Source organism: Mesorhizobium sp. M2D.F.Ca.ET.226.01.1.1 (genome assembly GCF_004022705.2).
In the GTDB taxonomy this organism is placed as follows: Bacteria; Pseudomonadota; Alphaproteobacteria; order Rhizobiales; family Rhizobiaceae; genus Mesorhizobium.
Genome location: NZ_RZOY02000006.1, coordinates 248,677 through 271,937, shown reverse-complemented (window position 1 = coordinate 271,937; position 23,261 = coordinate 248,677). Strand labels below are relative to the sequence as shown.

General features: G+C 63.2%; 21 protein-coding genes. 14 read left to right on the top strand and 7 right to left on the bottom strand.

The window, feature by feature from the left end:
- Positions 1-10 precede the first annotated feature (10 nt).
- Positions 11-2,344, top strand: a complete 2,334-nt coding sequence (locus EN869_RS16360) for an ABC transporter ATP-binding protein (RefSeq protein ID WP_127229234.1) — start codon at positions 11-13, stop codon at positions 2,342-2,344.
- 13 nt (positions 2,345-2,357) lie between these two features.
- Here the strand turns inward: EN869_RS16360 and EN869_RS16355 are convergent, their stop codons facing one another.
- Entirely contained in the window at positions 2,358-2,948 is a 591-nt protein-coding gene (locus EN869_RS16355) for a transglycosylase SLT domain-containing protein (protein WP_127229233.1), read from the bottom strand.
- A 210-nt stretch (positions 2,949-3,158) separates the two neighbouring features.
- Here EN869_RS16355 and EN869_RS16350 point away from each other — a divergent pair, with 210 nt between their 5' ends.
- Both EN869_RS16350 and EN869_RS16345 read left to right on the top strand, forming a co-directional pair.
- Positions 3,159-4,697 carry a trimethylamine methyltransferase family protein gene (locus EN869_RS16350; RefSeq protein WP_127229232.1) on the top strand — a complete coding sequence of 513 codons (1,539 nt, stop codon included), beginning with the start codon at positions 3,159-3,161 and terminating at the stop codon, positions 4,695-4,697.
- A gap of 79 nt (positions 4,698-4,776) precedes the next feature.
- Entirely contained in the window at positions 4,777-7,203 is a 2,427-nt protein-coding gene (locus EN869_RS16345) for an FAD-dependent oxidoreductase (RefSeq protein ID WP_127229231.1), read from the top strand.
- 79 nt (positions 7,204-7,282) lie between these two features.
- On the opposite strand, the gene EN869_RS16340 is transcribed toward EN869_RS16345, so the two are convergent.
- Complete coding sequence (locus EN869_RS16340) at positions 7,283-7,681, bottom strand: DoxX family protein (protein WP_127229230.1); 399 nt, start codon at positions 7,679-7,681, stop codon at positions 7,283-7,285.
- A 197-nt stretch (positions 7,682-7,878) separates the two neighbouring features.
- Here EN869_RS16340 and EN869_RS16335 point away from each other — a divergent pair, with 197 nt between their 5' ends.
- On the top strand, positions 7,879-8,367 hold the full coding sequence (locus EN869_RS16335) for a hypothetical protein (protein WP_127229229.1): 489 nt from the start codon (positions 7,879-7,881) through the stop codon (positions 8,365-8,367).
- Positions 8,368-8,390: 23 nt separating this feature from the next.
- On the opposite strand, the gene EN869_RS16330 is transcribed toward EN869_RS16335, so the two are convergent.
- Complete coding sequence (locus EN869_RS16330) at positions 8,391-9,167, bottom strand: VOC family protein (protein ID WP_127229228.1); 777 nt, start codon at positions 9,165-9,167, stop codon at positions 8,391-8,393.
- 174 nt (positions 9,168-9,341) lie between these two features.
- Here EN869_RS16330 and EN869_RS16325 point away from each other — a divergent pair, with 174 nt between their 5' ends.
- The 5 genes from EN869_RS16325 to EN869_RS16305 all read left to right on the top strand — a co-directional run bounded on the left by EN869_RS16325 (position 9,342) and on the right by EN869_RS16305 (position 14,236).
- The gene (locus tag EN869_RS16325) at positions 9,342-10,076 is read left to right on the top strand and encodes a gamma-glutamylcyclotransferase (RefSeq protein ID WP_127229227.1); all 735 of its coding nucleotides are present in this window, start codon (positions 9,342-9,344) and stop codon (positions 10,074-10,076) included.
- A 113-nt stretch (positions 10,077-10,189) separates the two neighbouring features.
- The gene (locus EN869_RS16320) at positions 10,190-11,554 is read left to right on the top strand and encodes an NAD(P)-dependent oxidoreductase (RefSeq protein ID WP_127229226.1); all 1,365 of its coding nucleotides are present in this window, start codon (positions 10,190-10,192) and stop codon (positions 11,552-11,554) included.
- A gap of 2 nt (positions 11,555-11,556) precedes the next feature.
- Positions 11,557-12,870, top strand: coding sequence for an NAD-dependent dihydropyrimidine dehydrogenase subunit PreA (gene preA, locus EN869_RS16315; protein ID WP_127229371.1), 1,314 nt, complete (start codon positions 11,557-11,559; stop codon positions 12,868-12,870).
- Between the two features lie 358 nt (positions 12,871-13,228).
- Positions 13,229-13,747 (top strand): Rrf2 family transcriptional regulator, encoded by a 519-nt coding sequence (locus EN869_RS16310; protein ID WP_127229225.1) that lies wholly within the window; start codon positions 13,229-13,231, stop codon positions 13,745-13,747.
- A 30-nt stretch (positions 13,748-13,777) separates the two neighbouring features.
- Positions 13,778-14,236: a carboxymuconolactone decarboxylase family protein gene (locus EN869_RS16305; protein WP_127229224.1), complete on the top strand. Its 459-nt coding sequence runs from the start codon at positions 13,778-13,780 to the stop codon at positions 14,234-14,236.
- 248 nt (positions 14,237-14,484) lie between these two features.
- Here EN869_RS16305 and EN869_RS16300 read toward each other — a convergent pair whose 3' ends face one another.
- Positions 14,485-15,207, bottom strand: a complete 723-nt coding sequence (locus tag EN869_RS16300; RefSeq protein WP_127229223.1) for an SDR family oxidoreductase — start codon at positions 15,205-15,207, stop codon at positions 14,485-14,487.
- Complete coding sequence (locus EN869_RS16295) at positions 15,204-16,049, bottom strand: SDR family oxidoreductase (RefSeq protein WP_127229222.1); 846 nt, start codon at positions 16,047-16,049, stop codon at positions 15,204-15,206. The genes EN869_RS16300 and EN869_RS16295 overlap by 4 nt, the downstream gene beginning before the upstream one ends.
- Before the next feature lie 103 nt (positions 16,050-16,152).
- On the opposite strand from EN869_RS16295, the gene EN869_RS16290 reads away from it, so the two are divergent.
- On the top strand, positions 16,153-17,025 hold the full coding sequence (locus EN869_RS16290) for a helix-turn-helix transcriptional regulator (protein WP_127229221.1): 873 nt from the start codon (positions 16,153-16,155) through the stop codon (positions 17,023-17,025).
- A 15-nt stretch (positions 17,026-17,040) separates the two neighbouring features.
- Here EN869_RS16290 and EN869_RS16285 read toward each other — a convergent pair whose 3' ends face one another.
- The gene (locus EN869_RS16285; protein ID WP_095769027.1) at positions 17,041-17,670 is read right to left on the bottom strand and encodes a TetR family transcriptional regulator C-terminal domain-containing protein; all 630 of its coding nucleotides are present in this window, start codon (positions 17,668-17,670) and stop codon (positions 17,041-17,043) included.
- 235 nt (positions 17,671-17,905) lie between these two features.
- On the opposite strand from EN869_RS16285, the gene EN869_RS16280 reads away from it, so the two are divergent.
- Positions 17,906-19,234, top strand: a complete 1,329-nt coding sequence (locus EN869_RS16280; RefSeq protein ID WP_127229220.1) for an aspartate aminotransferase family protein — start codon at positions 17,906-17,908, stop codon at positions 19,232-19,234.
- Between the two features lie 96 nt (positions 19,235-19,330).
- On the opposite strand, the gene EN869_RS16275 is transcribed toward EN869_RS16280, so the two are convergent.
- Complete coding sequence (locus EN869_RS16275) at positions 19,331-19,969, bottom strand: TetR/AcrR family transcriptional regulator (RefSeq protein ID WP_127229219.1); 639 nt, start codon at positions 19,967-19,969, stop codon at positions 19,331-19,333.
- Between the two features lie 121 nt (positions 19,970-20,090).
- Here EN869_RS16275 and EN869_RS16270 point away from each other — a divergent pair, with 121 nt between their 5' ends.
- From EN869_RS16270 to hydA, 3 genes are all read left to right on the top strand, one after another.
- Positions 20,091-21,341 (top strand): Zn-dependent hydrolase, encoded by a 1,251-nt coding sequence (locus EN869_RS16270; RefSeq protein ID WP_127229218.1) that lies wholly within the window; start codon positions 20,091-20,093, stop codon positions 21,339-21,341.
- Positions 21,338-21,712, top strand: coding sequence for a hypothetical protein (locus EN869_RS16265; RefSeq protein ID WP_127229217.1), 375 nt, complete (start codon positions 21,338-21,340; stop codon positions 21,710-21,712). The genes EN869_RS16270 and EN869_RS16265 overlap by 4 nt, the downstream gene beginning before the upstream one ends.
- A gap of 96 nt (positions 21,713-21,808) precedes the next feature.
- The gene (hydA, locus tag EN869_RS16260; RefSeq protein ID WP_127229216.1) at positions 21,809-23,260 is read left to right on the top strand and encodes a dihydropyrimidinase; all 1,452 of its coding nucleotides are present in this window, start codon (positions 21,809-21,811) and stop codon (positions 23,258-23,260) included.
- Position 23,261 lies beyond the last annotated feature (1 nt).

The following is a 23,261-nucleotide window of genomic DNA, read 5'->3' as shown; positions in this document are numbered from 1 at the left end:
GGAGCGACCCATGAACGAGGCAGTTCGAGATCCAGCCAAGGCGACCGGTCAGCCGATCATCGAGATCGAGAACCTCTCGATCTCCTTCTTCACCCGCAAGGGCGAAATCCCGGCCGTGATGGATTTTTCCTGCACGGTGATGCCCGGCGAGGCGATGGGCATCGTCGGCGAGTCCGGCTGCGGCAAGTCGACCGTGTCGCTCGGCATCATGCGCGACCTCTCCAACATCGGAAAGATCGTCGGCGGACGCATCAAGTTCCAGGGCAGGGACATGGGCGAGATGTCCGATGAGGAACTGCGCGCCATCCGCGGCAACAAGATCGCCATGATCTATCAGGAGCCGATGGCGAGCCTCAATCCGGCGATGAAGATCGGCCAGCAACTGATGGAAGTGCCGCTGATCCACGACAAGGTGTCGAAGGACGAGGCCTACAAGCGCGCGCTGGAGATGGTGCGGGCGGTGAAGCTGCCCGATCCCGAGCGCATGATGCGCTCCTATCCGCACCAGCTTTCCGGCGGCCAGCAGCAGCGCATCGTCATTGCCATGGCGCTGCTGTCGAAGCCGGCGCTGCTTCTGCTCGACGAGCCGACCACGGCGCTCGACGTCACCGTCGAGGCCGGCATCGTCGAGCTGGTCAAGGGGCTGGGCGAGAAGTTCGGCACCTCGATGATCTTCGTGTCGCACAATCTGGGCCTGATCCTCGAGACCTGCGACCGCATCACGGTGATGTATTCCGGCGAGGCGGTCGAGACCGGCAAGATCGAGGACGTGTTCGACCGGATGCGTCACCCCTATACCCAAGGCCTGTTCCGCTCGATCCCGCTGCCCGGCGCCGACAAGAATTCGCGGCCGCTGATCTCCATCCCTGGACAGTTGCCGCTGCCGCATGAGCGGCCGAAGGGCTGCAATTTCGGGCCGCGCTGCCACCATTTCGTCGAGGGCGTCTGCAACGCTGCCGAAATCCCGATGGTTCCGGTCGATGGCCATGAGGGGCATTTCTCGCGCTGCGTGCGTTTCAACGAGATCGACTGGGAGGCGTTGCCGCCCGGCGCCAAGAAGGTCAAGGAAAAGGTCGAGCCCGGCGCCCCGGTGCTGAAAATCCAGGACCTCAAAAAATACTACAAGGTCGGCGGCAGCGAAGTGTTCGGCTCCAGCGAGGGCCGCGTCGTCAAGGCCAACGAGACGATCTCGTTCACCGCGCGCGAATCCGAGACGGTGGCGATCGTCGGCGAATCCGGATGCGGGAAGTCGACGCTGGCCAAGGTGCTGCTGGGTCTCGAAACGGCAAGCTCCGGCACCGTGACTTTAGCCAACAAGGAAATTCAGTCGACCGGCATAGAGAGCCGCAGCGTTGACACCGTGTCGTCGATCCAGATGGTGTTCCAGAACCCGTTCGATACGCTCAATCCCAGCCACAGCGTCGGTTCGCAGATCATCCGCACGCTGGAAAAGTTCAATGTCGGCAAGAATGTCGCCGAACGGCGCCAGCGCATGCTGGAACTGCTCGACCTGGTGAAGCTGCCGCGGGCGTTCGAAACCCGCAAGCCGCGCCAGCTTTCGGGCGGCCAGAAGCAGCGCATCGGCGTGGCGCGCGCTTTTGCCGGCGACGCCAAGGTGGTGGTGGCCGATGAACCGGTCTCGGCCCTCGACGTCTCGGTGCAGGCGGCGGTGACCGAGCTCTTGATGGACATCCAGCGCAAGAACAAGACGACGATGCTGTTCATCAGCCACGACCTGTCGGTGGTGCGCTACATCGCCGACCGCGTCGTCGTCATGTATCTCGGCTATATCGTCGAGCAGGGCACGACCGACCAGATTTTCTCGCCGCCTTACCACCCCTACACCGAGGCGCTTTTGTCAGCGATCCCGATCGCCGACACCAGCGTGGTCAAGAAACACATCGTGCTTGAAGGCGACATCCCGTCGGCGATGAACCCGCCCACCGGCTGCCCGTTCCAGACGCGCTGCGGCTACAAGAAGCTGGTGCCGGATAATCTGTGCGAGACGAAAGTGCCGCCGGTGAAGAATCTCGGCGACGGCCATATGAGCCTATGCTGGCTGGCGGACGACGTGCTGGCCAAGATGGAGCAGGTTATAAAATTCGACAAGGAGCATGCCGCGCATGAGGGCGTGCCGGACGACGCGCCGCATGTCGCGGGGCCGGGCCTTGCCGGAACGGCGCCCAAGCGGCCGCGTGGCAAAACAGGCAGCGCTGCAGCCGATGAGATCGGAGATGCCGTGGAGCAGGGTGAGGCCGGCATGCGAGCCCGTCGCCACGAAGTCCGAGACGAGGTTTCGGAGACCGGTGTTTCAAAGCCGAAGGACACGACAAGGCGGCACTAAACCCGGAAGGGTGTTAGTTCCCACATTGCCGTAGCTGCGCTGCATAGTCCTGCGCCATCTTGTCGGTGGCCCGCGCGTAATTCTGCACGCCGGCGTCGCCGCGATTGCCGCGGCCGTAAGCCGTCCAGCCGAGATAATAGGCCAGATAGAGATTGTAGGTGTCGTTGCGCGCGACGCCGAAGGTGTCGGCGGTCTTGGAATGATACCAGCCGACAAAATCGACGGCGTCGGAGAATTTGGTGCGGCGCGCCGTCCAGTTGCCGGTCTCGTTTTGGTATTGCGACCAGGTGCCGTCGAGCGCCTGCGAATAGCCTGTGGCGCTCGAGACGTGCGTCCACGGGATGAAGCCGAGCAATTTGGTGCGCGGGGGGCGGGCATTGCTCTTGAAGCCGGATTCCTTGCGCACCGTCGCCATCAGCACGGGGACGGGCACGCCGTATTTCTGCTCAGTCCGTTCGGCGGCGGACTGCCAGTTGTCGAACCAGCCGTCATTTTGGTCGAAGACGGCGCAGACATTGTTGATGTGGCTGGGCGCCGTCGCGCAGGCCGAAAGCGCCAGCAGCACAGAGACAGCGACAATTTTACTAAAACTCGACCTACGCATTGGGAGACGAATAGGCCGAAATCATAAAAGGAGTCTTGCCGTCTTCCTTAACGCGGGCGTGCAGGCGTGAAAAATCGATTGTTGATATTGCGACTTATGGAGTCGCTATTCTTCTCATCGATTTACAAAAATGCCGCCTAGGCTAAAATCACGCCGGCAAATGGCGAATTCCTGACAGCCCGCCCGTGACGCCGGCGCTCTGATGCGCGCATGAGCGAACCAAGACGCAAGCGCGGCGCCGAGCGCACCAGCAATCGGGGACCGGCCGCCATTCCGCAACTGCCGCCGCGGCGGGTGCAGAATCCCTATCCGCCGATGGCGCTGCTGTCGGCCGACCAGATCGAGGCCATCCACCAGGCATCGATGCATATACTCGAGAATTTCGGCATCGAGGTGATGAGCCCGCGGGCGCTGTCGCTGTTCGAGCGCGCCGGCGCCAAGGTCGACCACGGCTCGATGAATGTGCGCATCGATCGCGGCATGGTCGAGGAGGCGCTCAAAACGACGCGCGCCAGCTATACGCTGACCCCACGCAATGCGCAAAACGCCATCCATCTTGGCGGCAACACCATCAACTTCACGCTCGTTGCCGGGCCGCCCAATGTGCACGACATGGAGCGCGGCCGTCGCGCCGGCAACTTGCCCGACTATCAGGACCTCGTCCGGTTGGCGCAGCACTTCAACTGCATCCATATGCTGGGCAACCAGGTCTGCGCACCGATCGAGCTGCCGGCGAACACCAGGCATATGGACACCTATTTCGCCAATCTGACGCTGACCGACAAATGCTTTCATGTTTCGGCGATCGGTCGGGGCAGGGCGCTCGACGGCATCGAGATGATGGCGATCGCGCGCGGGCTGACGCTCGAGCAGATGGCGCAGGATCCGGGCGTCACCACCATCATCTCGGTAAACTCGCCGCGCCGCTTCGACGAGATGATGGCGGAAGGGCTGATGACCATGGCCGAATACGGCCAGTCGGTGGCCGTCACCCCGTTCACGCTGATGGGCGCGATGAGCCCGGTGACGCTTGCAGGTGCTTTGGCGCAGCAAAATGCCGAGGCGCTGTTCGGCATCGTGCTGACGCAACTGGTGCGGCCGGGCGCGCCGGTGATGTACGGCGCCTTCACTTCCAATGTCGACATGAAGTCCGGCGCGCCAGCCTTCGGCACGCCGGAAAACACCAAGGCCAACATCGCGTCCGGGCAGTTGGCGCGGCGCTATGAATTGCCGTACCGCACCACGCCGGGCTCGGCTTCCAATGCGGCGGACGCGCAAGGCGCCTATGAGACGATGATGGCGCTGTGGGGCGCGGTGCTCGGCCACGGCAATCTCGTCTACCACGCCGCCGGCTGGCAGGAGGGTGGGCTGACGGCTTCGTTCGAAAAGCTCATCATCGATGTCGAGATGATGCAGCACATGATGGAATTCCTGCGACCGATCGTAGTCAACGAAAGCGAGTTGGCAGTGGAGGCACTGGGCGCGGTGCCGACCGGCGGCCACTTCTTCGGCGAACCGCACACGCTGGAGCGCTACGCCACCGCCTTCTACCAGCCGATGCTCTCCAACTGGCAGAATTACGAAGCCTGGCAGGAGGCCGGCGGCCTGGACACGACGGCGCGCGCGACGCGGCTGTGGAAGAAGGCGCTGGAGGAGTATGTCGAGCCGGTCATCGACCCGGCTGTGCGCGAGGCGCTCGAGGCCTATATGGCGCGGCGCAAGGAAGCGATCGGGCAAGGCGAGCCGTGATGCTTCCCATTTTGAGTCAAGGCCCTACCATCCTGAATCCGCTTAACCGTCTAACATCCTGATATCAGAGAAAAAGCCCATGAAATCGCATGCAAAGGTCGTGGTCATCGGCGGCGGTGTCGTCGGGTGCTCGGTGCTGTTCCATCTTGCCCGCCACGGCTGGACCGATGTCGTGCTTTTGGAGCGCGACGAGCTGACCTCGGGCTCGACCTGGCATGCGGCCGGCGGCATGCACACCATCAATGGCGATCCCAACGTCGCCAAGCTGCAGAAATATACGATCTCGCTCTACAAGGAGATCGAGGAGCTTTCCGGGCAGGCGACCGGCGTGCACCTGACCGGCGGCGTGCTTCTGGCCGCGACCGAGGCGCGGCTCGACTGGCTGCGCGGCGTGGTTTCGAAGGGCCGCTATCTCGGCATCGATCTCGAAGTGATCTCGGCGAAGGAGGCGGCGGAATTGATGCCGCTCATCGATCCCAGCCAGTTCGTCGGCGCGGTGCGCAACAAGGAGGACGGCCATCTCGACCCGTCCGGGGTGACGCATGCCTATGCCAAGGCCGCGCGGAAACTGGGCGGCGAGGTCGAGCGCTTCACCAAGGTCGAGGACATCGTGCGCCGGGCCGATGGACTATGGCGCGTCATCACCAACAAGGGCGATATCATCGCCGAGCATGTGGTCAATGCCGGCGGGCTGTGGGCGCGCGAGGTCGGCCGCATGGTCGGGCTCGAACTGCCGGTGTTGGCGATGGAGCACATGTATCTGATCACCGAGGATATGCCCGAGGTCGCCGACTGGAACAAGAAGACCGGCACCGAGATCATCCATGCGGTCGATTTCGACGGCGAGCTGTATCTGCGCCAGGAGCGTGGCGGCATGCTGATGGGCACCTATGAGAAGGCCAACAAGGTCTGGTCCGAGTTTCAAACCCCGTGGAATTTCGGCCACGAATTGCTGGAGCCGGACATCGACCGTATCGCGCCGTCGCTGGAAGTCGGCTTCCGCCACTTCCCGGCCTTCCAGAAGACCGGCATCAAGCAGATCATCAACGGCCCCTTCACCTTCGCGCCGGACGGCAATCCACTGGTCGGTCCGGTGCGTGGCCTGCCCGGCTTGTGGGTCGCCTGCGGCGTCATGGCCGGCTTTTCCCAAGGCGGCGGTGTCGGCCTGGCGCTCTCCAACTGGATGATCGAGGGCGATCCGGGCGCCGACATCTGGGCTATGGACGTGGCGCGCTACGGCGATTGGGCGACGATGGCCTATACCAACGCCAAGGTGCGCGAGAATTACTCGCGCCGCTTCTCGATCCGCTTCCCGAATGAGGAACTGCCGGCAGGGCGTCAGCTGAAGACGACGCCGGTCTATGACACACTTGCGGCCAAGGGCGCGCAATGGGGTGTGTCCTACGGGCTCGAAGTGCCGCTCTGGTACGCGCCGGATGGCGTCAAGGATGAGTTCTCCTGGCGGCGCTCGACCGATTTCGAGCATGTCGCCAAGGAAGTCGTGGCGGTGCGCGAAGGCGTCGGCCTGTCGGAAATTTCCAACTTCGCCAAATACAAGGTGACGGGCGAGGGCGCGGCCGCCTGGCTCGACCGCATGCTTGCCTGCAAACTGCCTAGGCGCGGCCGCATGACGCTGGCGCCGATGCTGAAGGACGACGGCAGGCTGATCGGCGATTTCACGCTTGCCAACATCGACGACGCAGAGTGGTTCATCGCCGGCTCGGGCATCGCCGAGCAGTACCATATGCGCTGGTTCGAGGCGCATCTGCCCAAGGGTGGCTTGGTGCGGATCGAAGCGCTGGGCCAGAAGCTCACCGGCCTTGCGATCGCCGGGCCGAAGGCGAGGGAGGTGCTGGCCAAGGTCACCCGCGCCGATGTTTCGAACGCGGCGTTCCCCTTCATGGCGGTCGCCAGGATGGATATCGGCATGGCGCCATGCCTTGTCGGCCGCGTCAGCTATACCGGCGATCTCGGCTACGAAATCTGGGTCGCGCCGGAATACCAGCGCGCCGCCTACCAGGTGCTGATCAAGGCGGGCGAGGAATTCGGCATCGGCCTGTTCGGCTCGCGCGCGCTCAATGCGCTGAGGCTGGAAAAGAATTACGGCTCATGGGCGCGCGAATACCGGCCGATCTACGGGCCGGTCGAGGCCGGGCTCGACCGTTTCGTCGCTTACGGTAAGGACGCCGATTTCATCGGCAAGGAGGCCGCGCTCGCCGAGCGCAGAGAGGGCGGCAAGCTTCGGCTGCGCAGCTTCATCGTAGAGGCGACCGATGCCGACGTCATCGGCGACGAGGCGATATGGCATGAGGGCGCCGTGCGCGGCTGGGTCACGTCGGGCGGCTATGCGCACAATTCGAAAAAGTCGGTTGCCATGGGCTATGTGCCCAAGGAAATCGCCGACAGACCGGACGGTTTCGAGATCGAGATCCTCGGCAAGCGGCATGCGGCGCGCATTCAGGCGACGCCGCTGTTCGATGCCAATTTCGAGCGGATGCGCGGCTAGAGCAATTCCAGGAAAAGTGCGAAGCGGTTTTCCGTCCGGAATTGCGTCAAAACAAAAAGCCTCGAGGCGCACGCCGCCATCAGGCCTTGGCGCTCTCGCGATTGTCCACCGCGAAGGCGCCCGGACCGGCAAAGACCAGATAGAGGAAGATGAAGCAGAACAGGATGGCTGCGTCGCCGCCATTGTTGGCCGGGAAGAAGTTGCGCGGCATATGCGCCATGAAATAGGCGATCGCCATCTCACCGCAGAGCAGAAACGCCACCGGGCGCGTGAAGAGCCCCAGTGCGAGTAGCACGCCGCCGGCAAACTCAAGGATTCCGGACGTCAGCGCAAGCCCGGTCAGGGCCTCGGCATGGGCGCCGGGAGGAAAATTGAACAGTTTCTGGGTCCCGTGCTCGATGAACTGCAGGGCGGTCATGATGCGCAGCACACCCAATGCCTGCGGCCGGTACTGGGCAAGGGTTTCGAAAAGCTTCATCTGAACTCCAATTTTACCCCCGCTCGGGCCTTAAATTATCGCCCGGCGACGGACCACTCACTTCCCTTGGCCTGCCATCAACAATCGGTGAGCGGAAATGGTTTCAATTTCCCCATAATTGTTCTCGCAGTAGTTGCATATCTATCCTTATGGTTGTATTAGGTGGGGGCGGATCAAACCAAGCGAGTCCCTTCATCATGAGAAAAATCGTCATCGGCCTCTTCGCAATCCTTGCTGGCACCAGCTTCGCCATGGCCGCCGATACCGGCTGCGATGCCTTCAAATGGCCGGTTGAACGTGAGCAGGCGCTGTTTCCGGAGGCGCCCGCCGCGCAATCGGGCGCCACCCTGACGGTCGGGGAAGCGGTGGATCTCACGCTCGCGGCGGTCGACACGGTCCCCTTTGAGGTGCCGCCGCAGCGTGCACCGAAAGCCGGTACGTTCGGCGCGACGGCAAATGTGACCGTGCCGCCGGAAGGCGATCTGCAGCTCAGCCTGTCCGATGAGGCCTGGGTCGATGTCGTGCAGGACGGCAAGACCGTAAAATCGGCGGCGTTCAGCGGCGTGAAGACCTGTCCGGGCATCCGCAAGAGCGTGCGCTTCAAGCTCGCGGGCGGCGCCGCGATCATCCAGGTCAGCGGCGCGAAAAAGGCCGATCTGAAGCTGGCGGTGCTGACGCCGGAGTGATCCGGCGCCAGCCAGGAAGTGCGCTACCGCACCGGTGCCAGCAAGGCGAAATGCGCGCCTTGCGGGTCTTGGCACTGGATGATCCACTGGCCGCTCGGCACCTCCATCGGTCCCATAATGACCTTGCCGCCATTGTCGGTGACGCGCTTGGCGGCGGCGTCGATGGCGTCGACGTTGAAATAGAACTGCCAGACGGGAACCGGGATCTGCGGCGGCTTGTTCATGATGCCGCCGCCGGATTCGGGGCCGGCACCGAAGGTTTTGTAGATACCCATCTCGCCCATGTCGAACTCGCCGGCGCTCTCCCAGCCGAACTGACTGGAATAAAAATCGAAGGCGGCTTTCCAGTCCGAGGTGTATAGCTCATGCCAGCCGACATGGCCGAGCGTGGTCGCCGGCACCGGCGGCTGTTCGGGCTGGTTGGGCTGAAGGAACATGAAGGTCGCCCCTTGCGGGTCGGCAACGACGGCGAAGCGGCCGACGCCTGGGATATCGTCCGGCGCGCGATGCACCGTACCGCCGGCGTCCTTGAGAGCCTTCGTCGAGGCGTCGACGTCCTTGGTGTAGATGTAACCTAGCCATGCCGGCGGCATGCCCATCTTGGCGGGTTCCGCCGGCATGGTCATCAGCCCGCCGACGCCACGCACTGCCGAATTCACGACGATGTAGCGGGGCACGCCGGGCGCCTTGTCGAAGGGCTCGGCCTTCCAGCCGACCACGGCGGTGTAGAAAGCCTCGGCGGCGTCGAGGTCGCTGGTCATCAATTCGTACCAGAAGAAAGGTTGCGGGGATTTCGGCATGGTCGGTCTCCTCACCGGTTCAGGCAGCGATCGCGGTTCGATCCATTCTAGGACGATCCGGCGACAGGAATCCGACATCTGGGCCAGAATTCGGGAACGGCAAGGCGCTAGACCAGCGATCTTGCGTGGCCGAGGGTTTTCGACTTTGCTGCGGTCAAAGAGGGGCTTGTTTCCATGCGCCGAATGTCGCTCACGCCAGAGCTTGTCGCACTCTGCCATCGCGAGGAGATCGATCCCGGTCCGAGCGGGGAGTGGACACAACTCAACGACGATGATTTCGGCGCGCTCGCCGCGCGTCTCGCCGCTGAGGCCGACGAGGGTCCGCTCTGGGTGTTCGCCTATGGCTCGCTGATCTGGAAACCGGCCTTCGAGTCGGTCGAGCAGTTGCGTGCTTCGGCGCATGGCTGGCATCGCTCCTTCTGTCTCGACATGGTGCGCTGGCGAGGCAGCGCCGCGCAGCCCGGGCTGATGATGGCTCTGGAACGCGGCGGACGCTGCGACGGCGTCATCTACCGCCTGCCGGACGGCGAAAAGCCGGCCCAGATCGAGAGACTGCTGCGGCGTGAAATCGACGACCATGAGAGCGTTGCTTCCGTCAGATGGGTTCCGGTGCGGACGGCGCAAGGTCGGGTGCGGGCGCTGGGCTTCTGGGTCGGCGTGACCGGCAGGGGGACGTCGCTCGGGCAGCCGCTGGAGAAGGTCGCGTGGGTCCTGGCACGTGCGTGCGGCCATGTCGGCTCCGGCGCCGAATATCTCTACAACACCGTCAGCCATCTCGAGACCTTCGGCATCCATGACCGCAATCTGTGGCGGCTGCAGGAATTGGTGGCGGACGAGATACGGTCGATCCACGGCCACCGGGTCACATGCCACGACGCCGCGGAGGTTACCGAGGGGGTCATAATATGAGCTTCATTGTCATGTTTTACTCAGCCATTACATTGGCTTGGCCGAAAATTGACCAATTGATAAAAAAATAAAACGTGCTAGCCTTCCCCAAAACGACAACAAGGGGAACTGGAATGGCGACTGGTCATTTCATCGAAGGCATTGCCGGCGGCCGGCTGTCCTCCGAGCAATATGCCGACAATTTTTCCGACCTGCACCCTCCGCTTGACCATCATGAGGCGCTGGTCGAATCCGATCGCTGCTATTTCTGCTACGACGCGCCGTGCATGAACGCATGTCCGACGTCGATCGACATCCCGCTGTTCATCCGGCAGATCGCCACCGGCAATCCGTTGGGCTCGGCCAAGACGATCTTCGACCAGAACATCCTTGGCGGCATGTGCGCCCGCGTCTGCCCGACCGAGACGCTGTGCGAAGAGGTCTGCGTGCGCGAAGTGGCCGAGGGCAAGCCGGTGCAGATCGGCCGGCTGCAGCGCTACGCCACCGACGTCGCCATGAGCGAGGGCAAGCAGTTCTACAAACGCGCCGAAGCGACGGGCAAGAGCATCGCCGTGGTCGGCGCCGGGCCGGCCGGGCTGGCGGCGGCGCATCGGCTTGCCCGCCATGGCCATGAGGTGACGATCCTGGAGGCGCGGCCGAAGGCCGGCGGCCTCAACGAATATGGCATCGCCGCCTATAAGAGCGTCGACGATTTCGCCCAGGCCGAGGTCGACTATGTCACCGCGATCGGCGGGATCGACATCCAGAACGGCAAGGCGCTCGGCCGCGACTTCCAGTTGGCTGACCTGATGCGCAACTATGACGCCGTGTTCCTCGGCATGGGGCTTGGCGGCGTCAATGCGCTGCGCGCCGACGGCGAGGACGCGGATGGCGTCACCAACGCGGTGGAGTTCATCGCCGAACTGCGCCAGGCAAGCGACCTTTCCAGCCTGCCGGTCGGCCGGCGCGTGGTCGTCATCGGCGGCGGCATGACGGCGGTCGATGCCGCGGTGCAGTCGAAGCTGCTCGGGGCGGAAGAGGTGACCATCTGCTATCGCCGTGGCCAGGAGCACATGAACGCTTCCGGCTTCGAGCAGGATCTGGCCGCCGCCAACGGCGTCACCATCCGCCACTGGCTGCAGCCGACGCGCGTTATCGCCGAGAACGGCAAGGTCTCTGGGATCGAGCTCGAATACACCGCCATGAGCGGCGACAAGCTCGTCGGCACCGGCGAACGGCTTACGCTCGTCGCCGACCAGGTGTTCAAGGCGATCGGCCAGAGTTTCGTGCCGGCGCATCTCAACGGCAGCGAGGAGGCAATCGAGCTCGAAGGCGGCCGCATCAAGGTCGATGCCGAAGGCCGCACTTCACTTGCAAAAGTCTGGGCCGGCGGCGACTGCATCTTCGGCGGCGACGACCTCACCGTCTCGGCGGTAGCGCAGGGCCGCGACGCCGCCGAGAGCATCCACCGGGCACTGACCTCTAACGGGAGGGCATGAGCATGGCAGACATCCGCAACAACTTCATCGGCATCAAGTCGCCAAACCCGTTCTGGCTGGCCTCGGCGCCGCCGACCGACAAGGCCTACAACGTCGAGCGCGCCTTCAAGGCGGGCTGGGGCGGCGTTGTGTGGAAGACGCTGGGTGAAGAAGGCCCGCCGGTCGTCAACGTCAACGGCCCACGTTACGGCGCGATCTGGGGCGCCGACCGCCGGCTGCTGGGCCTGAACAACATCGAGCTGATCACCGACCGCGACCTGCAGACCAATTTGCGCGAGATGAAGCAGGTCAAGATGAACTGGCCGGACCGGGCGCTGATCGCCTCGATCATGGTGCCTTGCGTCGAGGAAAGCTGGAAGGCGATCCTGCCGCTGGTCGAGGAGACCGGCGCCGACGGCATCGAGCTCAATTTCGGCTGCCCGCACGGCATGAGCGAGCGCGGCATGGGATCGGCGGTCGGCCAGGTGCCGGAATATATCGAAATGGTGGTGCGCTGGTGCAAGCAGTATACGCGCATGCCCGTCATCACCAAGCTGACGCCCAACATCACCGACATCCGCAAGCCCGCGCGGGCGGCGCATGCCGGCGGCACCGACGCTGTGTCGCTGATCAACACGATCAACTCGATCACCGGCGTCGATCTCGACAGTTTCGCGCCGCAGCCGACCATCGACGGCAAGGGCTCGCATGGCGGCTATTGCGGCCCGGCGGTGAAGCCGATCGCCATGAACATGGTGGCCGAGATCGCGCGCGATCCCGAAACCCGCGGCCTGCCGATTTCGGGCATCGGCGGCATCACCACCTGGCGGGATGCTGCCGAATTCATGGCGCTCGGCGCCGGCAATGTGCAGGTCTGCACGGCGGCCATGACCTACGGCTTCAAGATCGTGCAGGAGATGATCGCGGGGCTGGAAAACTGGATGGACGAGAAGGGCCACGCCTCGCTCTCCGACATCATCGGCCGCGCCACGCCCAACGTCACCGACTGGCAGTATCTCAACCTCAACTATGTCGCCAAGGCGCATATCGACCAGGACGCCTGCATCAAATGCGGCCGCTGCCACATCGCTTGCGAGGACACCTCGCACCAGGCGATCACCAGGATGGTCAATGGCGCCAGGCATTTCGAGGTGATCGAAGCCGAATGCGTCGGTTGCAATCTCTGCGTCAATGTCTGTCCGGTCGAAGGCTGCATCACCATGGAGCCACTGGCAGCCGGCGTCGTGGACCAGCGCACCGGCAAGCCGGTGTCGCCGATCTACGCCAACTGGACGACGCACCCCAACAATCCGATGGCCAAGGTGGCCGCGGAATAAGCTTGGGTTCCTCGCCCCACGAGAGTGCGGAGAGGTGGCCCGGCGAAGCCGGGACGGAGAGGGTCTCGCGGCGGCTGGACGCCGCTGAGGCCCCATTTCCAAGCGGCTGGTCCTTGGCGATAGCATGCATGGCAGCTTGGCGCATGCATTGTCCAATGTAGCGCTGGTCGACTCCCACTCCGTCTCGGCTTCGCCGAGCCACCTCTCCCCCGCTTTGCGGGGTGCGAGGAACCCAAGTTCTGCGAAGCGCCGTTCTCTCTCACATTCCTATTGCGAATTGGCGGACAATTTTCATTTTCCCAATTGAAGATGCGCTATATCCAGGATATAAGATATCCATGAATAGGAGATCGGCACGATGAAGCTGGGAGAGGGCGTTGAGGCGGCCATCCACTGCGCAGCGACGCTGGCCAGCGTCGACGGCAACAGCACCATGCCGGGCGCGGCGTTGGCGGAGTGTTTCGGGCTGTCGCCGAGCTATCTGTTGAAACATCTCAACCAGCTCACGGCGGCGCGCATCCTGGAATCGGTGCCGGGGCCGGCGGGCGGCTATCGGCTGGCGCGAGCGGCGGAACAGATCACGCTGCTGGATATCGTGCTGGCGGTCGAGGGACGGGAGCCCGCGTTCCGCTGCGGCGAAATCCGCCAGCGCGGCCCGGTCAAGATCGATGCGTCGGCCTATGTCAAACCCTGCGGCATCAATGCCGCGATGCTCAAGGCCGAGCGCGCTTATCGGGCAGCGCTCGCCGAAGTGAAGCTGTCCGACGTCGTTGCCGAATACGCCGCCGAAGGCGATCCGCGGTCCTATGCCGCGAGCTGCGCTTTCGTCGAGCGCCACCAGCGGCCGCAGAAATCCGCTTCATCCAAACAGACTTAACCCGCCAGACAATGTGGAAAGGCAAAGACGATGAAACAGAGACTTCAATTTTATGCCAAGGCGCCGGCTCTCATGAAGGCAGTGACGGAGCTCAACACGGCTGTCGAGGAGAGCGGGCTGGAGGCCAGTCTGATCCATCTGGTCAAGCTCAGGGCCTCGCAGATCAATGGCTGCTCCTACTGCGTCGACATGCACAGCCGTGAGGCCAGGCGCGACGGCGAGACCGAGCAGCGCCTCTATCTGGTCGCCGCCTGGAAGGAATCTCCGCTGTTTTCCGAGCGCGAGCGGGCGGCATTTGCCTGGACCGAGGCGGTGACCAACATTTCCGACAACGACGTACCGGACGATCTCTATGCCGCCACGCTGGAGCATTTTTCCGAGGAGGAACTTGTGAAGCTGACCGTGCTGGTTGGCATGATCAACATGTGGAATCGCCTCGCCATACCGTTCCGCTCCGTCCATCCGGTCGAAAAGGCAAAAGCCGCCTGAGCGAACAGGGCGGCGCGCGGGCGTCTCAGTTGTCGGCGAACTATTTTCTGATGTTGGCGCTGCCCCTCATTGCCCTGCCGGGCCTTTCTCTCCCGTGAACGGGGAGAAAGGGCTGGTCGCGGCGCCTTCTTGCAAGCTTGGACATTGGCGAAATCACTGACGCCAAACCCTTCTCCCCGTTAACGGGGAGAAGATGGCGGCAGCCAGATGAGGGGTAGCGCTGACGTCGGATTTTCGCCTAATACCACTTAGGCGGCGTAGCGCAGGCCGCCGTCGCAGGTCAGCACCTGGCCGGTCATGAAGCCGTTGGAGACCAGGAAGACGATCGCCTCGGCGACATCCTCGGCGCGGCCGACGCGGCCGACCGGCGTCTTGCCGGCATATTCGGCAAACACCGCCTGCCGCTGGTCGTCCGGCAAGAAATCCCACCAAGGCGTGTCGATGACGCCGGGCGCCACGACATTGACGCGCAGCGGCTTCAACTCGACCGCCAGGATCGGCGCGACGGTCAAGAGCATGCCGTTGATGGCGCCGATGCCGGCGACGCCGGGCGCGGCAATTTGCGCCGAGACGGCCGAGATGAAAGTGACCGATCCAGCTTTGTTCAAGGTCGGCAAGGCCGCCTGCAGACACGACAATTGCGGTCGGACCTTTTCCTCGACGCCGCTGCCGATATCGGCGAGGTCGAGCGTCGCGAACGGTCCCAGCCCCTTGCCGCCGCTCGCGGCGAGAACCAGGTGATCGAACGGCCCGAGGCGCTCGAAGAACTGCCGGACTTCATCCGGCTTGGTGGCGTCGAAGGCAGCCTTGCCGACGGTGCCGTCGAGGCTCTTCCAGGCGCTTTTCAGCTTGTCTTCGTTGCGGCCGGTGATCGTGACTTTCATGCCGGGGCCGACAAGCCGCCTGGCCGTGGCGAGGCCGATGCCTGAAGAGCCGCCGATGATGACGCAATGTTCGATGGTCTCGCTCATGAATGTTGTTCCTTGGATTTTGAAGATTGGTGTCCGGTCAGCTCGAGGCTGAGAGCGCGCAACTGGCGGCGGGCCTTTTCATCATAGGCCTGGGCGTCGGCGCGCGATTGCCGCTGGCCGTCGAAATAGCGGCCGCTGCGCCCTTCGAGCGCCGGCGATGTCGCGAGGTTGATAATGGCGTCTGCGCCGGTCTCGACCGAACTCCATGGCGTGACGCCCGCCTGCCGGACCATCGTTGTGTCCATGTAGCTCGCCGGATGCAGTGCATTGACGCTGACGCCGGTACCGTCAAGCTGTTCCGCCAGATCGACGGTGAACAGGATCTGCGCCAGCTTGCTCTGGCAATAGGCGCGCACGCCGCTATAGCCATGCGTCAGCATGACATCGTCGAAATCGATCGCCTGCTGGCCGGCCGAGGCGACGTTGACGATGCGCGCCGGCGCGCTTGCCTTGAGCAAAGGCAAAAGCTCCGACGTCAGCAGGAAACCTGCGAGATAGTTGACGGCGAAGCGCAGCTCGTAGCCGTCGGCGCTGACCTGCCGTTTGGCGTCCTGGCCGCCGGTGCCGACGCCGGCATTGTTGATCAAGACATCGAGCCGGTCGGTCCTGGTGCGGACGGCTTCAGCGAGCCGGCGCACTTCGGCGAGCGAAGCCAGGTCGGCGGCGAGAAATTCCGCCTTGCCGCCCTTGGCCTCGATGGCGGCAACGACTTCCTTGCCGCGAGTTTCGTCGCGACCATGCACCAGCACGCGGGCGCCACCGGCGCCGAGCCTTTCGGCGACCACACGGCCGACACCGTCGGTCGAGCCGGTGATGAGAATGGTTTTGTCCTTGAGTTCCATGTTCAGAGCCTCCTTGTGCTGCTCTGAACGGAAAGATGGGACACGGCGCGCGTCTCAAACAGTTCAAACTTTATCCTGGTATTAGTACTGCTATAATAGCCGCATGGATATCGCGACCCATTCCCCTGAAGATCACCGCCGGCGCGAACTCGGCGCCTTCCTGCGTTCCCGCCGCGAGAGGCTTTCGCCCGATGCCGCCGGCGTCGCTTGCGGCGCGCGGCGGCGCACGCCCGGGCTGAGGCGCGAGGAAGTGGCGATGATCGCCGGCGTCGGCACGACCTGGTACACCTGGCTGGAGCAGGGCAGGGATGTGCGGCCCTCGGTCGAGGTGCTGTCGGCGCTCTGCCAGGCGCTGCGGCTCGACGGCGCCGAGCAGCGGCATTTGTTTACGCTGGCCGGCCGCCAGCAGCCGGAGCGGCGGCGCATCGTTGCCGGAAAGATCGAGGGGCCCTTGCTGCACATGCTGCAAAGCCTGGTTCTGCAGCCCGCCTATGTCGTCGGCCCGCGCTGGGACGTGCTGGCCTGGAACGACGCGGCCGTCGCCATTTTCGGCGATTATGGCCGGTTGGAGGGCGATGCGCGCAACATCATCCACGGCGTGTTCACCGATCCGCATCGGCGGCATCTGCTGGTCGACTGGGAGCAAGTAGCCCGTGCAACGCTCGCGGCGTTCCGCGCCGAGAGCGCGAAATACACCGGCGATCCAGATTTCGAGCGGCTGATCGCGCTGATGATGCGCTCGAGCCCGGAGTTCCGCGAATGGTGGCCGCAGCGCGATGTCGTGCACCGGCTTTCCGGGCTGAAGCATTTGCGGCATCCGATCGCCGGCGCGATGACGTTCGAGCATATGAGCCTGTCGATCGACGACGGTTCGGATATGCGATTGATCGTCTACACGCCACTTGCCGAGCACAACTCTGTCGCCAAGCTGAAGAAACTGCTCGACGAGCTTCCAACCGAGCGGCGCAGCGCCTGAACGATCAGGGCAGGGTCAGCCCTTCGGCTTCAGCCCATCCAGGAACAACTGCTCCAGAAACCTTGCCGCGTCCTCGAAGCGGCCGTCGCCGCCGCGGTCGGCGCCGAGCACGGCGCGCACCTGGACGTCGAAATCGGCATAATGCTGCGTCGTTGCCCAAATCGAGAAGATCAGGTGCCAGGGATCGGTGCGGGCGATCTTGCCGGCGCGCATCCAGCCCTTGATGACGGCGGCTTTCTCGTCGACCAAGGTCTTCAGTTCGCCTTCCAGCATCGGCTTGATGCGCGGCGCGCCCTGCAGGATCTCGTTGGCGAACAGCCGGCTTTCGCGCGGAAAATCCCGCGCCATCTCCAGCTTCCTGCGGATATAGCTTCTGAGCTCCGTCAGCGGGTCGCCGATGTCGTCAAGCTCGCGCAGCGGCGCCAGCCAGGTGTCGAGCAGGCGCTGCATCAGCGTCTCGTGAATGTCTTCCTTGCGGCGGAAGTAATAGAGAAGGTTGGGCTTCGACATGCCGGCTGCTTCCGCGATCTGGTCGATGGTCGAGCCGCGAAAACCGTTGGCGGAGAAGACTTCGAGCGCAGCTTCGAGGATGAGCTCGCGCTTTTCCTGCTGGATGCGGGTGCGGCGGGGAGCGGAGCCTTCCATGGTGTCCGTCATCCTTGCAGGCCGCCGCGATGACCATCTGGACCAATTGTCTGGACCAGTTTTTCCTTGGGCTGTGGAGCGCGCTTTTTATGCCGCATTTCCGCTAGTAATCCCCTGACCGCCGACAGGCGGTGCTAACGTTTGTCCAACCGGTCAAAAATTTGCGTAGCACGAAAACGCAGCAAAGACCAAGCGTTGGCCGCACCGAAACAGGTTACAAGGGGAAGTCTTGGTCATGTCCAACCGGCTGAAAGTCACGCCGAACGATCTCAGCGCATTCTGGATGCCGTTCACGGCAAACCGGCAGTTCAAGCAGGCGCCACGCATGTTCGTGTCCGCCAAGGACATGCATTACACCACCAGCGACGGCCGCAAGGTGCTCGACGGCACGGCTGGCCTCTGGTGCGTCAACGCCGGCCACTGCCGGCCGAAGATCACCGAAGCGATCCAGAACCAGGCCGCCGAGCTGGATTACGCGCCGGCTTTCCAGATGGGCCATCCCATCGTGTTCGAGCTGGCGAACCGCCTGGTCGATATCGCGCCGAAGGGCATGGACCATGTCTTCTTCACCAATTCCGGTTCGGAATCGGTCGAGACGGCGCTGAAGATGGCGATCGCCTATCACCGTGTCAGGGGCGAGGGCTCGCGCACCCGCCTGATCGGCCGCGAGCGCGGCTACCATGGTGTCAATTTCGGCGGCATCTCGGTCGGCGGTATCGTTTCCAACCGCAAGATGTTCGGCACGCTGCTCGGCGGCGTCGACCATCTGCCGCACACGCATCTGCCTGAGAAGAACGCCTTCTCGAAGGGCGTGCCTGAGTATGGCGCGGAACTCGCCAACGATCTCGAGCGCCTCGTCGCGCTGCATGACGCCTCGACCATCGCGGCCGTCATCGTCGAGCCGGTCGCCGGCTCCACCGGCGTCATCCTGCCGCCGAAGGGCTATCTGCAAAAACTTCGGGAAATCTGCACGAAGCACGGCATACTGTTGATTTTCGATGAAGTGATCACCGGCTTCGGCCGCCTTGGCGCGCCGTTTGCGGCCGACTATTTCGGCGTCACGCCGGATATCATGACCACCGCCAAGGGCGTCTCCAACGGCGTCATTCCGATGGGCGCGGTGTTCGTCAAGAAGGAAATCCACGACGCCTTCATGACCGGCCCCGAGCACATGATCGAGTTCTTCCACGGCTATACCTATTCGGGCAATCCGATCGCCTGCGCCGCGGCGCTCGGCACTCTGGACACCTACAAGGAAGAGGGCCTGCTGACGCGCGGCGAGGAACTGGCGCCCTACTGGGAAGACGCGTTGCATTCGTTGAAGGGCGAGCCGCATGTCATCGACATCCGCAATATCGGCCTGATCGGCGCGATCGAGCTGGCGCCGATCGCCGGCAGCCCGACCAAGCGGGCCTTCTCGGCCTTCGTCAAGGCGTTCGAGCGCGGCGCGCTGATCCGCACCACCGGCGACATCATCGCGCTGTCGCCGCCGCTGATCATCACCAAGGGCCAGATCAACGAACTGATCGACCATGTTCGGGATGTGCTGAGGTCGATCGACTGATAAGCCGGCGCGGACACCCTTCCCGTCGAGGGGAGGGTGTCCGTGACGCGGTTGTCCGAGGTCGGCCGATGCGCTGGCCCTTGAGTGCGGTCCGACTCAGGCAGGCTGCGCGCCGATGCCGGTCAGGATCACGCGCTTGATGTTTTCCTTGGCTTCCCGCCATTGCCGGTCGGACAAAGACTTGCCGCCGTTCAGCGTCTCGATCTGGTGGCCGAAATCGGCATAATGCTGGGTGGTGGCCCAGAGCATATAGAGCAGATGGCGCGGGTCCACCGGGTCCATCTTGCCTTCCTCGATCCAGCGCCTGATGATCTCGACGCGGCCGTCGGTCCATTCGCGCAGCGTCGATTCCATATAGTCCTGAAGCACCGGCGCGCCGTGCATCACTTCCGAGGCCCACACCTTCGAGCCATCCGGATGGCGGCGCGAGATTTCCATCTTGGCGTCGATATAGGCGCTGATGCCGTCCACCGGGCCGCGCGCCGCGTCGAAGCAATTGGCGGCCTGCAGCCAGATCTCGAAGATGTTCTGGACGACGGACCGGTAGAGTTCTTCCTTGGTGGCGAAGTAATAGTGGAGATTTGCCTTTGGCAGCCCCGCCAGATCGGCGATCAGCTGCATCGTGGCGCCGCCGAACCCGGCCTCCGCGAAAACTTTTTCGGCGGCGAGAAGAATGGCTTTTTCATTCTCCCGCCTTATGTCTTGTCTGCGCATGGGGCGGGTGGTTTCGGCCATGTCTTCCCCAAGATTCTCGTTGACCGGTTGGTCAGGTTGTGTAGTCTGAAAGCTGACCATACGGTCAGGATGCAAACCACTCAAGAGGCGACAAGACCTCTGGTGCAAATGGGAACTGCAAATGGCCGCACCCGGCGAAAATCTGCGAATCAATTCGGACCGCTTGTGGGATTCCATCATGGAGATGGCGAAGATCGGTCCCGGCATTGCCGGCGGCAACAATCGCCAGACGCTCACCGATTCTGACAAAGAGGGCCGTGCGCTGTTCAAGTCCTGGTGCGATGCGGCCGGGCTTTCGATGGGCGTCGACCAGATGGGCACCATGTTCATGACGCGCGCCGGCACCGATCCGGACGCGCTGCCGGTCTATGTCGGCTCTCACCTCGATACCCAGCCGACAGGCGGCAAATATGACGGTGTGCTCGGCGTGCTCTCGGGCCTCGAGGTCGTGCGTTCGCTCAACGATCTCGGCATCAAGACCAAGCATCCGATCGTCGTCACCAACTGGACGAATGAGGAGGGCGCGCGTTTCGCCCCCGCAATGCTTGCCTCCGGCGTGTTCGCCGGCGTGCACACGGTGGACTACGCCTATGCCCGCAAGGATCTCGACGGCGCGACCTTCGGCGACGAACTGAAGCGCATCGGCTGGGTGGGCGACGAGAAGGTCGGCGCCCGCAAGATGCACGCCTATTTCGAGTATCACATCGAGCAGGGACCGATCCTCGAAGCCGAGAACAAGCAGATCGGCGTGGCGACCCACTGCCAGGGCCTGTGGTGGCTGGAGTTCACGCTGACCGGCAGGGAGGCGCATACCGGTTCGACGCCGATGAACATGCGCGTCAATGCAGGCCTTGCCATGGCCCGTATCCTGGAGATGGTGCAGACGGTTGCCATGGAGAGCCAGCCGGGCGCCGTCGGCGGCGTCGGACAGATGAAGTTCTCGCCGAATTCCCGCAATGTTTTGCCAGGCACGGTGATTTTCACCGTCGACATACGCTCGCCGGACCAGGCGAAGCTCGACGGCATGCGCGCCCGCATCGAGAAGGAGGCGCCGAAGATCTGCGAGGCGCTCGGAGTGAAATGCTCGGTCGAGGCGGTCGGCCATTTCGATCCGGTAACCTTCGATCCGACGCTGGTTGGCCGTGTGCGCACCGCCGCCGAAAAGCTGGGCTACAGCCACATGAACATCATTTCCGGCGCCGGCCACGACGCCTGCTGGGCGGCCAAGGTCGCGCCCGCGACAATGGTCATGTGCCCTTGCGTGGGCGGTCTCAGCCACAACGAGGCCGAGGACATCTCCAAGGAATGGGCGGCGGCAGGCGCCGATGTGCTGTTCCACGCGGTGGTGGAGACTGCGGGGATCGTCGAGTGACCAACAGCCGGATCATCGCACCCATGGTGGCCTTGTTGTTGATCCTGTCCTTTTTTGTGGGGTCAATCGTTGGCCCGCATGCCGTTGGCATGCAGACTGCCGGACTAATCCTATTGGCGCCCTATTGCGTGCCAGGATTGGTCATCTTTGCCTACGTCGTTCGAAGGTTTAACTTTATCTACGCGGCCGTAGCCAATGCTGCGGTAAGTATGATCATCTACCTGCTGTATTGGAACATATTGTATGATGATTTTCAATTCTCTTACCCATCTATGCCATTTTTTGTTCTGTATTTCTTCGTGATATCGGTAATTTTGTTCTCGATTTTGCAACTTGTCTTCTTTCGAAATTCTAGAAATATCATGGGCTGATACGAAACGTGGAGTGAACTGGTGGCGGAATCCGCTGCCATCGAAGTCTCGCTACAAACGCTCACAAGAAGCGCGGCAGCAAAAGGGAACAAGAAAATGACCAAAGTCATCCGCAACGGCACCGTCGTCACCGCCGACCGCACGTGGAAGGCCGACGTGCTGATGCAGCACGGCAAGATCGTCGCTATCGGCTCCAACCTGCACGGCGACCACGAGTTCGACGCCACGGGCTGCTACGTCATGCCGGGCGGCATCGATCCGCACACGCATCTCGAAATGCCTTTCATGGGCACCTATTCGGCCGACGATTTCGAATCCGGCACGCGCGCAGCACTTTCCGGCGGCACGACGATGGTCGTCGATTTCTGCCTGCCGGCACCGCAGCAGTCGCTCTTGGAAGCGCTGCAGATGTGGGACAACAAGACCTCGAAGGCGGCCTGCGACTATTCCTTCCACATGGCGATCACCTGGTGGGGCAAGCAGGTGTTCGACGAGATGGCTACCGTCGTCGACAGGGGCATCACTTCGTTCAAGCATTTCATGGCCTATAAGGGCGCGCTGATGGTCGACGACGACGAGATGTATTCGTCGTTCCAGCGCTGCGCCGACCTCGGCGCGCTGCCGCTGGTCCATGCCGAGAACGGCGACGTGGTCGCCGCGCTCTCGCAAAAACTGCTGGCCGCCGGCAACAACGGCCCGGAAGGTCATGCCTATTCGCGGCCGCCGGAGGTGGAAGGCGAGGCAACGAACCGCGCCATCATGATCGCCGACATGGCCGGCGTGCCGCTCTATGTCGTGCATGTCTCGTGCGAGCAGAGTCATGAAGCCATCCGCCGCGCCCGCCAGAAGGGCATGCGCGTTTATGGCGAGCCGCTGATCCAGCACTTGACGCTCGACGAGACCGAATATTTCAACAAGGACTGGGACCATGCGGCGCGCCGCGTGATGAGCCCGCCTTTCCGCAGCAAGTGGCACCAGGATTCGCTGTGGGCCGGCCTGCAGGCCGGGTCGCTGCAGGTGGTGGCGACAGATCATTGCTCCTTCACCACGAAGCAGAAGCGCAACGGCATCAGTGACTTCACCAAGATCCCGAACGGCACGGGTGGGCTCGAGGACCGCTTGCCGGTGCTGTGGACGAGAGGCGTCAACACCGGGCGGCTGACGATGAACGAGTTCGTCGCGGTGACCTCCACAAACATCGCCAAAATCCTCAACATGTACCCGAAGAAGGGCGCCATCGTCGAAGGCGCCGACGCCGACATCGTCGTCTGGGATCCGAAGCGCAAGAAGACGATCTCGGCCAAGAAGCAGCAGTCGGTGATCGACTACAACGTTTTCGAAGGTGTCGAGGTGACCGGCCTGCCGCGCTTCGTCTTCTCACGCGGCGAATTGTCGATCGAGGAAGCGGACGTCAAGGCCAAGGTCGGCCATGGCGAGTTCGTTGCGCGTGAGCCGAACGCCGCGGTCAACCGGGCGCTGTCGACCTGGAAGGAGATTTCCGCGCCGCGCAAGGTCGAACGCACCGGCATTCCGGCAACCGGGGTCTGAC